The organism is Streptomyces katrae, from assembly GCF_000966975.1.
Lineage (GTDB): Bacteria > Actinomycetota > Actinomycetes > Streptomycetales > Streptomycetaceae > Streptomyces > Streptomyces katrae.
Window position 1 is genome coordinate 1 of record NZ_JZWV01000633.1, and the last position, 12,314, is coordinate 12,314.

13 protein-coding genes and 1 pseudogene are annotated in these 12,314 nt (G+C 71.3%); 10 read left to right on the top strand and 4 right to left on the bottom strand.

Annotated elements, in window-relative coordinates; translation table 11 throughout:
- Positions 1 to 99: 99 nt before the first annotated feature.
- From VR44_RS22545 to mqnP, 3 genes are read left to right on the top strand one after another with little or no spacing between them, the layout of a single operon-like run.
- Positions 100 to 1,557 carry a menaquinone biosynthesis decarboxylase gene (locus VR44_RS22545; protein WP_045949394.1) on the top strand — a complete coding sequence of 486 codons (1,458 nt, stop codon included), beginning with the start codon at positions 100 to 102 and terminating at the stop codon, positions 1,555 to 1,557.
- A complete protein-coding gene (locus VR44_RS46000) occupies positions 1,554 to 2,024 on the top strand; it encodes a hypothetical protein (RefSeq protein ID WP_169791030.1) in 471 nt (156 codons plus the stop codon). Before VR44_RS22545 ends, VR44_RS46000 begins: the two co-directional genes overlap by 4 nt.
- Positions 2,021 to 2,944, top strand: a complete 924-nt coding sequence (gene mqnP / locus VR44_RS22555) for a menaquinone biosynthesis prenyltransferase MqnP (protein WP_045949395.1) — start codon at positions 2,021 to 2,023, stop codon at positions 2,942 to 2,944. The genes VR44_RS46000 and mqnP overlap by 4 nt, the downstream gene beginning before the upstream one ends.
- 33 nt (positions 2,945 to 2,977) lie before the next feature.
- On the opposite strand, the gene VR44_RS22560 is transcribed toward mqnP, so the two are convergent.
- Entirely contained in the window at positions 2,978 to 3,586 is a 609-nt protein-coding gene (locus VR44_RS22560) for a rhomboid family intramembrane serine protease (protein ID WP_045949396.1), read from the bottom strand.
- Positions 3,587 to 3,668: 82 nt separating this feature from the next.
- Between VR44_RS22560 and VR44_RS22565 the strand changes: the two are divergent.
- A pseudogene (locus VR44_RS22565) lies at positions 3,669 to 4,362 on the top strand (UbiX family flavin prenyltransferase).
- Here the strand turns inward: VR44_RS22565 and VR44_RS48500 are convergent.
- Positions 4,359 to 4,493 carry a hypothetical protein gene (locus tag VR44_RS48500; protein ID WP_281187172.1) on the bottom strand — a complete coding sequence of 45 codons (135 nt, stop codon included), beginning with the start codon at positions 4,491 to 4,493 and terminating at the stop codon, positions 4,359 to 4,361. The pseudogene VR44_RS22565 and the gene VR44_RS48500 overlap by 4 nt on opposite strands.
- A gap of 121 nt (positions 4,494 to 4,614) precedes the next feature.
- Here VR44_RS48500 and VR44_RS22570 point away from each other — a divergent pair, with 121 nt between their 5' ends.
- The 6 genes from VR44_RS22570 to VR44_RS22595 all read left to right on the top strand — a co-directional run bounded on the left by VR44_RS22570 (position 4,615) and on the right by VR44_RS22595 (position 10,143).
- On the top strand, positions 4,615 to 5,070 hold the full coding sequence (locus VR44_RS22570) for an Lrp/AsnC family transcriptional regulator (protein WP_042811055.1): 456 nt from the start codon (positions 4,615 to 4,617) through the stop codon (positions 5,068 to 5,070).
- 64 nt (positions 5,071 to 5,134) lie between these two features.
- On the top strand, positions 5,135 to 6,298 hold the full coding sequence (mqnE, locus tag VR44_RS22575) for an aminofutalosine synthase MqnE (RefSeq protein ID WP_045949397.1): 1,164 nt from the start codon (positions 5,135 to 5,137) through the stop codon (positions 6,296 to 6,298).
- A 140-nt stretch (positions 6,299 to 6,438) separates the two neighbouring features.
- Positions 6,439 to 6,963 (top strand): GNAT family N-acetyltransferase, encoded by a 525-nt coding sequence (locus VR44_RS22580; protein WP_045949398.1) that lies wholly within the window; start codon positions 6,439 to 6,441, stop codon positions 6,961 to 6,963.
- A 95-nt stretch (positions 6,964 to 7,058) separates the two neighbouring features.
- Entirely contained in the window at positions 7,059 to 7,364 is a 306-nt protein-coding gene (locus VR44_RS22585) for a DUF4229 domain-containing protein (protein WP_094191842.1), read from the top strand.
- 387 nt (positions 7,365 to 7,751) lie between these two features.
- Positions 7,752 to 9,074: a dicarboxylate/amino acid:cation symporter gene (locus tag VR44_RS22590; RefSeq protein ID WP_045949399.1), complete on the top strand. Its 1,323-nt coding sequence runs from the start codon at positions 7,752 to 7,754 to the stop codon at positions 9,072 to 9,074.
- A gap of 103 nt (positions 9,075 to 9,177) precedes the next feature.
- Positions 9,178 to 10,143 carry a glycosyltransferase family 2 protein gene (locus VR44_RS22595; protein WP_045949400.1) on the top strand — a complete coding sequence of 322 codons (966 nt, stop codon included), beginning with the start codon at positions 9,178 to 9,180 and terminating at the stop codon, positions 10,141 to 10,143.
- A 6-nt stretch (positions 10,144 to 10,149) separates the two neighbouring features.
- On the opposite strand, the gene VR44_RS22600 is transcribed toward VR44_RS22595, so the two are convergent.
- Both VR44_RS22600 and VR44_RS22605 read right to left on the bottom strand, forming a co-directional pair.
- On the bottom strand, positions 10,150 to 11,352 hold the full coding sequence (locus VR44_RS22600) for a hypothetical protein (RefSeq protein WP_045949401.1): 1,203 nt from the start codon (positions 11,350 to 11,352) through the stop codon (positions 10,150 to 10,152).
- Between the two features lie 82 nt (positions 11,353 to 11,434).
- On the bottom strand, positions 11,435 to 12,314 hold an 880-nt coding region (locus tag VR44_RS22605), incomplete at its 5' end, for a WD40 repeat domain-containing protein (protein ID WP_045949402.1).

The following is a 12,314-nucleotide window of genomic DNA, read 5'->3' on the forward strand; positions in this document are numbered from 1 at the left end:
GCGCAGCACGGTGTGGGACCGACTCCCGGGCAGTGGCGGCGGGCCCGCACGGGGCCCCGGTGACGTCCCCAGGGTATTCGGTGACGGATACTGGGGCCCATGGCTTACGACGATCTCCGCTCGCTGCTCCGGGCCCTGGAGCGGGAGGGCGACCTCAAGCGCATCAAGGCCGAAGTCGACCCGTACCTGGAGGTCGGGGAGATCGTCGACAGAGTGAACAAGGCGGGCGGCCCGGCGCTGCTCTTCGAGAACGTCAAGGGCTCGGCGATGCCGCTGGCCATGAACGTCTTCGGCACCGACCGCCGCCTCCTGAAGGCCCTGGGCCTGAAGTCGTACGGCGAGATCAGCGAGAAGATCGGCGGCCTGCTCAAGCCGGAGCTGCCCCAGGGCTTCATCGGGGTCCGCGAGGCCTTCGGCAAGCTCGGCTCGATGGTGCACGTGCCGCCGAAGAAGGTGAAGGGCGAGTCCGCGCCCGTCCAGGAGGTCGTCCTCACCGGCGACGACGTGGACCTGGACCAGCTGCCGGCCCTCTTCACCTGGCCCAAGGACGGCGGCTCCTTCTTCAACCTGGGCCTCACCCACACCAAGCACCCCGAGACGGGCGTCCGCAACCTCGGCCTCTACCGGCTCCAGCGGCACGACAAGCGCACCATCGGCATGCACTGGCAGATCCACAAGGACAGCCGCAACCACTACGCCGTCGCCGCGGCGCGCGGCGAGCGGCTGCCGGTCGCGATCGCCTTCGGCTGCCCGCCGGCCGTCACCTACGCCTCGACGGCGCCGCTGCCGGGCGACATCGACGAGTACCTGTTCGCCGGGTTCGTCGCCGGCAAGCGGATCGAGATGGTCGACTGCAAGACGGTCCCGCTCCAGGTCCCGGCCAACGCGGAGGTGGTGATCGAGGGCTGGCTGGAGCCCGGGGAGATGCTCCCCGAGGGGCCGTTCGGCGACCACACCGGTTTCTACACCCCGCAGGAGCCGTTCCCCGCGCTGAAGATCGACTGCGTGACGATGCGGAAGCGGCCGCTGCTGCAGTCGATCGTGGTCGGCCGGCCGCCGACGGAGGACGGCCCGCTGGGTCGTGCGACGGAACGCTTCTTCCTCCCGCTGCTGAAGATCATCGTCCCGGACATCGTGGACTACCACCTGCCCGAGTCCGGCGGCTTCCACAACTGCGCGATCGTCTCGATCGACAAGAAGTACCCCAAGCACGCCCAGAAGGTGATGCACGCCATCTGGGGCGCGCACATGATGTCGCTGACCAAGCTGATCATCGTGGTGGACAAGGACTGCGACGTCCACGACCTGCACGAGGTGTCCTGGCGGGCCCTCGGCAACACCGACTACTCCCGCGACCTCACGGTGGTGGAGGGCCCGGTGGACCACCTGGACCACGCCTCCTACCAGCAGTTCTGGGGCGGCAAGGCCGGCATCGACGCCACGAAGAAGCTCCCCGAGGAGGGCTACACCCGCGACGGCGGCTGGCCCGACATGGTGGAGTCCGACCCGGCGACGGCGGCCCTGGTGGACCGCCGCTGGAAGGAGTACGGCCTGTGAGCACGGCCATGGGCGGCCCCGCCCTCTTCATCGGCACCGACACGACCTACGTGGCCCTGGTGCGCCCGCGCCTGGACCCGGCCGACCCGGAGGTCCGGGAGGCGGCGGAGCAGGCGGGCGTCAGCCCGGAGGAGTTCGCCGGCCCCGGCAACGTGTGGGCGCTGATGTGGGAGCAGGACGGCGTGGACGGCGGCGGCTTCGAGCTGCCGGGCCTGCGGGACGCGGAGGCCGAGGACTTCGCCGACCGGCTGCTGGCCGAGCTGTCCTTCGAGAGCGGCCCGTTCACCGTCGGTGCGGGCGAGGTGCTGCACATCCAGGCCTACCCGGCCGCCGAGACCTGCCGCTTCGTCTCCGTGATCACCCCGCCGGAGGGCGAGGAGCTCGCCCCGGTCACCCTCGACGTCCCGGCGGTGGACGCCGACGCGCTCCGCGCCGACCTCGAAGACTTCCGCAGGAGCCTGGCATGACGACCACCGCCGAAGGTGTGCTCGGCCCCGGACAGGCGCCGCGGCCCACCGGCAAGGTCAAGGCCTTCCTGCGGCTGGTGATGATCGAGCACTCGGTCTTCGCCCTGCCCTTCGCCTACATCGCCGCCCTCACCGCCATGTTCCGCCTCGACGGGCGGATGCACTGGCGGGAGCTGCTGCTGGTCACCGTGTGCATGGTGGGGCTGCGGACCTTCGCGATGGCCGCGAACCGGATCATCGACCGCGAGCTCGACGCCCGCAACCCGCGCACCGCCGGGCGCGAGCTGGTCACCGGCGCGGTGTCGGTGCGCTCGGCGTGGACGGGCGCGGGGATAGCCCTCGTGGTCTTCCTCGGGGCGGCCGCCCTCCTGAACCCGCTGTGCCTGGCGCTGGCGCCGGTCGCGGTGGTGCCGATGGTGGTCTACCCGTACGGCAAGCGGTTCACCAACTTCCCGCAGGCCATCCTGGGCCTGGCCCAGGCGATGGGCCCGGTCGGCGCCTGGCTGGCGGTCACCGGCGAGTGGTCCTGGGAGGCGGTGGTCCTCGGCCTGGCCATCGGCGTGTGGATCGGCGGCTTCGACCTGATCTACGCCTGCCAGGACGTGGACTCCGACCGCGCCGAGGGCGTCAAGTCGGTCCCGGCCCGCTTCGGCGTCCCGGGCGCCCTGTGGGGCGCCCGCGCCTGCCACGCCGTCACCACGGCCCTGCTGGCCGCGTACGCGGTCCTCACGGACGGCGGCGCCTTCCTCTGGCTGGGCCTGCTGATCGTCGCGGCGGCGTTCCTGTACGAGCACACGATCGTGAAGCCGCACGACCTGTCCCGGCTGAACCGGGCGTTCTTCACGGTGAACGGCTTCATCGGAATCGCGCTCTTCGTGTGCGCCCTGGCGGACCTGCTGATCCGGGGCCTGACGCTGTAGCCCGGACGGGGCGCCCGTCCGGGCCGCCGGCCGTCAGCCGAGCCGGGGTGCCGGGCGGCGGTACCAGAGGGCCGTGGCCACGCCTGCGGCGAGGCCGCAGAGGTGGGCCTGCCAGCTGACCAACGGGTTCAGGGGCAGGAGGCCGAGGAACATGCCGCCGCCGTAGTACGCGGCGACCGCGATGCCCACCGCGATGCCCAGCACCTTGCGCTCGACGAAGCCCCGCACCAGCAGGAAGCCGAAGAGGCCGTAGATCAGCCCGGACGCGCCGATGGTGACGCTGTGGGCGGGGGAGATCAGCCAGACGCCGAGCCCGTCGGCGGCGATGACCAGCAGGCAGACGGCCAGGAAGCGGCGGATGCCGCTGAGGGCGGTGACGAAGCCGAGGACCAGCAGCGGGAGGCTGTTGCCCGCCACGTGGCCGAAGCCGAAGTGGAGGAAGGGCGCCAGGGGTATGCCGATGAGGCCGTCGGCCTCGCGCGGCCTGATGCCGTAGAGGTCGAGGGCGTGTCCGGCGGCGAGGTCGATCAGCTCGATCAGCCACAGCAGCGCCACCCAGCCCAGCATCAGCTTCGCGGAGGCCGCCGCGCGTTCCCTGTGGCTCCACTCGGGAACGGTGGTGTCCAGCGTGTTCGTACTCATGTGCCATGTCCCCCGGGGCGTGTCGTGCGTCCGGCACACCTTAACGAGTGGCCCGTGGGCGTGGCCGGATAGTCTCGGAGGTATGACTGAGCGCAAGCGCACCCCCTGGGTGGTGGGGGTTTCCGGGGCGTCCGGGACGCCGTACGCGGCCTCGGTGGTCCGAGGGCTGCTCGCGGCGGGCGAGGCGGTGGACCTGGTGGTCAGCCGGGCCTCGCGGCTCACTCTGCTGGACGAGACCGGGATCGCCTTCCGGGACGCGCACTGGCGGGACGATCTGGCCGAGTGGCTGGCGCGATCTGGCCGAGTGGCTGGCGCGGGGCGCCGACGGGAAGCCGGGGACCTTCGAGGTGTCCGGGCTGGACGACGTGCGGTACTGGGCGGCCGGGGACCTGGCCGCCGGGCCGAGCTCGGGTTCGTACCCGGTCAAGGGGATGCTGATCGTCCCCGCTTCCACGGCCTGTGTGGCCGGGGTGGCGCTGGGTCTGTCGAAGGACCTGCTCCAGCGCGTCGCGAGCGTCACGCTGAAGGAGCGGCGCAGGCTGGTGGTCGCGGTGCGGGAGACCCCGCTGAACGGGCAGACGCTGAGGCATCTGGTGGCGCTGGACGAGGCGGGCGCTGTCGTGCTGCCCGCCTCTCCGGCGTTCTACGCGGGTGCGACGCACATCCAGGATCTCGTGGACTTCGTCGCGGGGCGGGTGCTCGACGCGGCAGGGGTGCCGCACGGCCTGTACCGCCGTTGGGAGGGGGAGCTTGGCAGCGCCCGCTCCCGTGACTAGCGCTTCTTGGCGCGGAGCGGCCGGCGGGTCTTGTCGTTCCGGTAGGCGGCGGCGGGCTGGTCGGTGCGGGATCGGTTGGCCAGCTCCTGGAGCTGTCGCATGTGCGCGTAGGCCATCTCGATCGTGTACACGGTGAACCACTCCTGAAGATCGTCATTGATCTGTTGAAAGATTCACAGGGTGTTGACCCTGTGTGCCTTTGATTCTATACCTAAACTTGCAGGATCGCCGAATAATGGAAGGCTCCACGTAATGGACACGGTGGACAGGCAGCTCATCCAGGCACTCCGGGAGAACGGTCGTGCCTCGTACGCGGAGCTGGGCCGTCTCGTGGGCCTCTCCGGCCCCAGCGTCACCGACCGGATCAACCGTCTGGAGACGGCCGGCGTCATCACCGGTTACCGCGCGACCGTCGCCGCCGCCGAGCTCGGCCTCGGCGTCACCGCGCTGATCGGCATCTCCCTCTCCGACGCCGCCGACCACGAGGACGTGGCCCGCCGGCTGCGCGACCTCGCCGAGATCGAGGACTGCTGGTTCATCGCCGGCGACGACTCCTTCATGCTCAAGGTCCGCGCCAGCGACGTCGACGGCCTGGAGAAGATCATCCGCAAGCTCTCCGGCACCAAGGGCGTCTCCCGCACCCGCACCACGATCGTCCTCTCCACCAAGTGGGAGAACCGGGTCGGCGAGCTGCCCGAGGACGCCTGAGAGTACGGTGGGTGGCGGTTGCACACAGGCTGGGACAGGGCAAGGAAGACAGGGAGACACCGGCATGGACGCTGGGCTCAAGCGCGAGCTGGAGGAGAAGGTCCGCTCCGGCGAGCGGCTGACGCGTGAGGACGGCATCGCCCTCTACGAGTCGGACGACCTGGCGTGGCTGGGCGGTCTCGCCCACGAGGTGCGCACCCGCAAGAACGGTGACGTCGTCCACTTCAACGTCAACCGCCACCTCAACATGACGAACGTGTGCACCGCCTCCTGCGCGTACTGCTCGTTCCAGCGCAAGCCGGGCGAGAAGGACGCGTACACGATGCGCATCGAGGAGGCCGTCCGCCTGGCCAAGGCCATGGAGAACGAGAACCTCACCGAGCTGCACATCGTCAACGGCCTGCACCCCTCCCTCCCGTGGCGCTACTACCCGCGCTCGCTGTCGGCCCTCAAGGAGGCGCTGCCGAACGTCTCGCTGAAGGCGTTCACGGCGACGGAGATCCACCACTTCGAGACCATCTCGGGCCTGTCGGCCTCCGAGATCCTCGACGAGCTGATCGACGCGGGGCTGGAGTCCCTGACCGGCGGCGGCGCGGAGATCTTCGACTGGGAGGTCCGCCAGCACATCGTCGACCACCGCACCCACTGGGAGGACTGGTCGCGCATCCACCGCCTGGCGCACGAGAAGGGGCTCAAGACCCCGAGCACCATGCTCTACGGGCACATCGAGGAGCCGCGCCACCGCGTGGACCACGTGCTGCGGCTGCGCGAGCTCCAGGACGAGACCGGCGGCTTCCAGGTCTTCATCCCGCTGCGCTACCAGCACGACTTCGTGGACATGAAGGACGGCAAGGTCCGCAACAAGCTCCAGGCGCGCACGACGATGGCGACGGGCGCCGAGGCGCTGAAGACCTTCGCGGTCTCCCGCCTGCTCTTCGACAACGTGCCGCACGTCAAGGTCTTCTGGGTGATGCACGGCGTGCAGACCGCCCAGCTCGCGCTCCAGCACGGCGCGGACGACATGGACGGCTCGGTGGTCGAGTACAAGATCACGCACGACGCGGACAACTACGGCACCCCGAACAAGCTGACCCGCGACGACCTCCTCGAACTGATCCGCGAGGCGGGCTTCCGCCCCGTCGAGCGCAACACGCGCTACGAGATCATCCGCGAGTACCCGGGCCCGGACGCCACGCTGCGCGAGACCCCGCAGGCGATGCGCGTCTGACGCCCCCTCCCCCTTCGAGAGGCCCCGGTCCCCTGTGGACCGGGGCCTCTCGCGCTTCCGGGCGCTTCCGGACGCCTCCCGCGCGGCCCGCATGCCGGAAACCCGTTGCCCGGCGGGTGGGTAATGGATAATTTTGATCGGTGACCCTTACTTTTACCTTCGATCCCGTCGTCGACCCCACCCTCCGCGACGGCATCGCGGAGCTGTGGACCGAGGTCTCCAACGCCGGCGGCGCCGTCGGCTTCGTCCCGCCCGTCACCATCGAGGACATCCGCCCCGAGCTCGTCAAGCACCTCGTCGCCATGGCCGAGGGCCGCCACCGGCTGCTGGTCGGGCACGACGCGGACGGGAACGTGGCCGCCGCGGCCTTCCTCGCCTTCAACCAGCACCGCCTCATGAAGCACTGGGCGTACGCCTACACGGTCATGGTCCGCCCCGCCCTCCAGGGCCGCGGCGCCGGCCGCGCGCTGATGGCCGCCCTCGCCGACGCGGCCCGCACCCTGGACGGCATCGAGTCCGTCGTCCTCGAATGCCGGGGCGGCCTCGGCCTGGAGCACTTCTACGCGGCCTGCGGCTACAAGGAGGTCGGCCGGATCCCCGGCGCCATCCGCGTGGCCCCCGGCGACGACCGCGACGGCATCACGATGCTGCTGCCCCTCCACTGAGGCCCCCGGCGGCCGTGGGCCCGGGCCCGGCGTGCTTCACTGGACGGGTACCTGCCGACGTGTCCGACGTTTCCGATGAGAAAGAAGGGGTCATCGTGTCCCTCAAGCCGAGTGCGACGATCCGCTACACCGCGATGCGCCTGGGCATCTTCGTCGGATGCCTGGTCCTGGTCGCCGTCCTGGTCCACTTCGGTCTGGTGCCCTCCGGTCTGGGCTCCGCCAACCCCGCCTGGATCGTGCTGCTCGCGCTGGTGCTCTCCGCGCCGCTGTCCTTCGTCCTGCTGCGCAAGCAGCGTGACGAGATGTCCCAGCAGATCTCCGGACGCGTCGCGGATGCGAAGCAGAAGCTCGCCGCCAACCGCAGCCAGGAGGACGCGGCCGACGACGCCGCCCGCGCGTGAACTGATACGCACGCCCCCTTCCGCGAGCCCCAGCGACGGGAACACCCCCCGCCACGCTGGGGCTTCGGCGTTCCCGGGGTTCCCCGACCCTTGCGGATCCACCCCTTCGCGATCATTGCTCAAAGCATCTCTTTGGGTTTCTCAAAGCCGAAGTGTTAGCGTGGTCGACATGTTGACCGCCGCAGCGCACCCGATGAGCCCGAGCCTCCCGCTCGTGGCGCGCCTGCACGTCGACCTCTGCCGCCGCGTGTCAGCGGCCTGTTGCTGTTGCCGCTGAGCGCCCGCAGCAGCGGTCGCCGGCGGGCCCGGCCCTTTTCCGGCTGCCGCCGTACCGCACCCCCCGCAGAAACCTTCCGCCGTACGTCCGTGCGTCCCCCGGAGATTGCCGTGTCCGCGTCCCCCCAGGCCCAGGCTCCCGCCAAGGCCTCCTTCAAGTTCCCGTTCTGGGCCCAGATCGTCGCCGGTCTCGCGCTCGGCGTCCTCTTCGGCTGGATAGCCCGCAGCCAGGACGTCAGCTGGCTCAAGACCACCCTGGAGCAGGTCGGTGACATCTTCATCCAGCTGCTGAAGCTGGCCGTCGCCCCGCTCGTCTTCTTCGCGATCCTGGTGTCCATCACCAACCTGCGGAAGGTGAACAACGCCGCCCGCCTCGCCTCCCGCACCCTGCTCTGGTTCATGATCACCTCGCTGATCGCGGTCGGCATCGGCCTCGCGATCGGCCTGCTGACCGACCCGGGCGCCGGCACCGGCCTCACCCCGGCCGACGGCAAGGAGCCCAAGCGGCACGGCTCGTGGATCGACTTCCTGACCGGCATCGTGCCGAAGGACATCGTCACCCCGTTCACCGAACTGAACGTCCTGCAGATCGTCTTCCTCGCCGCCGTCGCCGGCATCGCCGCCCTCCAGCTCGGCGCCAAGGCCCAGCCCGTCCTGAACCTCGCCGAGTCCGTCCTGGAGCTCCTCCAGAAGGCCCTGTGGTGGGTCATCCGCCTCGCCCCCGTCGGCACCGTCGGCCTCATCGGCACCGCCATCGCCAGCTACGGCTGGGACCTGATCGGCAAGTACGCCACCTTCACCGCCGACATCTACATCGGCTGCGCCCTGGTCATGTTCGGCGTCTACCCGCTGCTCCTCGCCACCGTCGCCAAGGTCAACCCGGTCCAGTTCTTCAAGGGCGCCTGGCCCGCCATCCAGCTGGCCTTCGTCTCCCGCTCCTCGGTCGGCACCATGCCCGTCACCCAGAAGGTCACCGAGCGCCTCGGCGTCCCGAAGGAGTACGCCTCCTTCTCCGTCCCGTTCGGCGCCACGACCAAGATGGACGGCTGCGCCGCGATCTACCCGGCCCTCGCCGCGATCTTCATCGCGAACATCTTCGACGTGCAGCTGGGCATCAAGGAGTACCTGCTCATCGCGTTCGTCTCGGTCGTCGGCTCCGCCGCCACGGCCGGCCTGACCGGCGCCACGGTCATGCTCACCCTGACCCTCTCCACCCTGGGCCTGCCGCTCGCCGGCGTAGGCCTGCTGATGGCGATCGACCCGATCCTGGACATGATGCGGACGGCGACGAACGTCGCAGGTCAGGCGGTCGTACCGGTCCTCGTCTCCGCCCGTGAGGGGATCCTCGACAAGGAGGCCTACGCCGCCGCCTCGTCCTCCCCGCTGGACGAGCCCGCCGCCGCCCAGCCCGCCCCGGTCGCCGTCGCCGCCTGACGCGACGCCGCCCGCGCACCGCACCGCACCGCGGCCCCCGCCCCCTCCGGGCGGGGGCCGCGGCGTTCCCCTCCGCGTGCCGGGGGGCGGGGTGTCGCGCATCATGAGGGCTGTGGACGACGCGTGCCGGGAGGCGCCGGCCCTGTCGGTCGCGGTCCCCGTCTTCAACGAGGAGGAAGTGCTGCCCGTCCTGGCGGCGCGGCTGCGGCCCGTGCTGGACGGGTGCGGGGAGCCGTACGAGGTCCTCGCCGTCGACGACGGCTCCAACGACCGGACGCCCCTCCTGCTGGAGGAGCTGCGCGCGGCCTGGCCCCAGCTGCGCGTGGTGACCCTGCGGCGCAACAGCGGCCATCAGGCCGCCCTCACCGCCGGGCTGCGCCGGGCCCGGGGCGCCTACGTGGTCAGCATCGACGCCGACCTCCAGGACCCGCCCGAGGTGATCCCCGAGATGCTCGCCCTCGCCCGGACGCAGGGCCTGGACATCGTCTACGGCGTACGCGGCGACCGCTCCACGGACAGCGGCTTCAAACGCCGCACGGCCGGCGCGTACTACCGGCTGATGCGCCGCCTGGCAGGCGCCCACGTCCCCGCCCAGGCGGGCGACTTCCGGCTGCTGTCCCGGGCCGTCGTGGACACCCTCAAGACCCTCCCCGACCAGCAGCAGATCTACCGCCTGCTCATCCCGTGGCTGGGCTTCCCCAGCGGGCAGGTCGCCTACCGGCGGGCGGAGCGGGCGGCGGGCACCTCCAAGTACCCCCTGCACAAGATGGTCCTGCTGGCCTTCGACAGCATCACGGGCTTCTCCGCCGTCCCGCTGCGGCTGGCCACCGCGATCGGCGCCCTGAGCTCCGTGGTCTGCCTCGGCTTCCTCGTCTGGGCCCTCGTCGTCTACGCCACCGGCAGCCCGCTGCCCGGCTGGAGCTCCCTGATCATCACCATGCTGTTCTTCGGCGCCGTCCAGCTCTTCTGCCTGGGCATGCTCGGCGAGTACGTGGCCCGCATCCACACGGCGGTCCAGGGCCGGCCCACGTACGTCGTGGCCCGCGACACGGGCGAGGAGGAGCGGTAGGGGCCCTCACACGAGCACGCCGGCGAAGAACATCGCCCCCAGCAGGGCGTACTGGGCCGCGCAGGCGGCCAGCAGCGGGACCTGCACCCACGGGGACATGCGGCGGACGAGGACCAGCCCGGCGAACATCTGGGCGTGGTTGCGGTACCAGGACATCTGCGCCCCGGCGACGAACGGCACCAGGAACACCGCCACCGTCAGGACGAGCGCCGCCCACTCCACGACGGACAGCCGCCGCTCGCGGACCAGCAGGACGACGGCCGTCGCCACCACCAGCACCACGAACGCGGTGTTCAGCCAGAGCTGCGGACGGTGCGCGGCGAGGGCGTGCCCCACCAGCCACGGGAGGTGTCCCTCCGGCGTGTACCAGTCGCGGAAGGGGACCGCGTAGGCCCGGGCCATCTCCGCGAAGGGCTGACGCAGGTCCCCCTGCCCGTAACTGGAGCGCTGGATGGTCTCGTACGCGTCCCAGTGCCCGGTCGCCTGCCACATCAGCCACTTGGCCCACAGCACCCCGCACCCGGCGACGACGGCCGAGGCCGCGGCCTTCGCGCACCGGCGCGGCCATGTCTCCCCCCGCCAGGCGAACAGGGCGCTCGACATCAGCAGGACGGCGGCGACCGCGCCGACCGGGTGGCAGGCGACCGCGACGAACCCGCCCGCCGTGGCGGTCCACCAGGAGCCGCGCCCCAGCCCGGCGACGCAGACGAGCAGGGCCAGGGTCGCGAGGGCGACCGGGAACAGCGCGTGGAAGTACACCCCGCCGGGGAAGACCGTGCCGATGGCGAGGGTGAGGCCGGTGGCCCGGGTGAGGACGGCGCCGAGGAGCCACCACAGCACCGCGAACATGCCGAGCAGCGCGGCCTCGGTGACGACGAGGGCGGACAGCTCGTAGGAGAGCCCGGTGCCGGACACCGCCCGCACGGCCATCGGGTACCCGGGGAACCAGGCCACGTTCCCGCACATGACGTCGGGGAAGTTCGCGTAGCGCTCCCGGCAGCGGAACATCTCGTAGCCGCCGCGGGCGATGGAGAGGTAGTGCTCGGAGTCCCAGCGGCGGCGGGCGGCCGTGGACCAGTAGGCCACCGGGTATCCGTCACCGGCGACGGAGGCGTGCGCGACCGCCCAGGTGACCAGGTTGGAGACCAGCCAGGCGACGACCGGCGGCAGCGCGGCGCGGAGCCGGCCGGGCCGGGGGGATTCGGTCATCTCCCCGCCAGTCTGGCCACGGCCCCGGCCGGCCCGCACCCGGAAGGCCGCCGTACGGTTCAGCGGCTCACGGGACGTCCGTTCACGAGAGCTGCCAGAGGCGTACCGTGCCGTCGCCCGCGCCGCTGGCGAGGGTCTTGCCGTCGGGGCTGAACGCCACCGACCACACGGGGCTCGCGTGTACCGGGGCCGGGCCGGTGAGGGTCTCGCCGCGCAGGTCCCACAGCCGTACCAGCTTGTCCCAGCCACCGGTGGCGAGGACGGTGCTGCTGCCGGGCCGGAAGGCGACCGAGGCGAGGTCGTAGGGCAGCCCGGTGCGGGCCGTGGTCTCCGCGCGGGTGCCGGCGTTCCACACCCGCAGCTCGCCGAGGGGGCCGGCCATGGCGGTGTTCCCGAAGCCGGCGGTGTTGTCGGGCTGTGCGCCGGAACCGGAGTTCACCCCGGCGGCGACGAAGCCGCCGTCGGAGCTGAACGCCACCGAGGTCACGTCCCCCTTCGTGTTGAGGGTGAAGCCCTTCTGGCCGGGGAGGTCCCACAGGCGGAGCGTGTGGTCGCCGCCACCGCTGGCGATGGTCCTGCCGTCGGGGCTGAACGCCACCGACCACACTCCGGAGGGGTGTCCGGGCAGGGTGGTGCTGTAGCGCGCGGCGGGGACGTCCCAGAGGTGGACGCCCTGGTCCTCCCCGCCGCTGGCGACGGTCCTGCCGTCCGGGCTGAACGCCACCGACCGGATCGGGGCCGTATGGCCCTTCAGCATCGCGAACGGGACCGCCCCGGTGGGTTTCCACAGCAGCACCTTCGCGTCCTCGCCGCCGCTCGCGAGGGTCTTGCCGTCCGGGGCGAAGGCGATCGAGCGGATGAGGGCGTCGTGGCGGAGGACGGCGATGGTCGTTTTGGTGGCCAGGTCCCAGATCCGGATGGTGCGGTCGCGGCTGCCGCTGGCGAGGGTCTTGCCGTCGGGG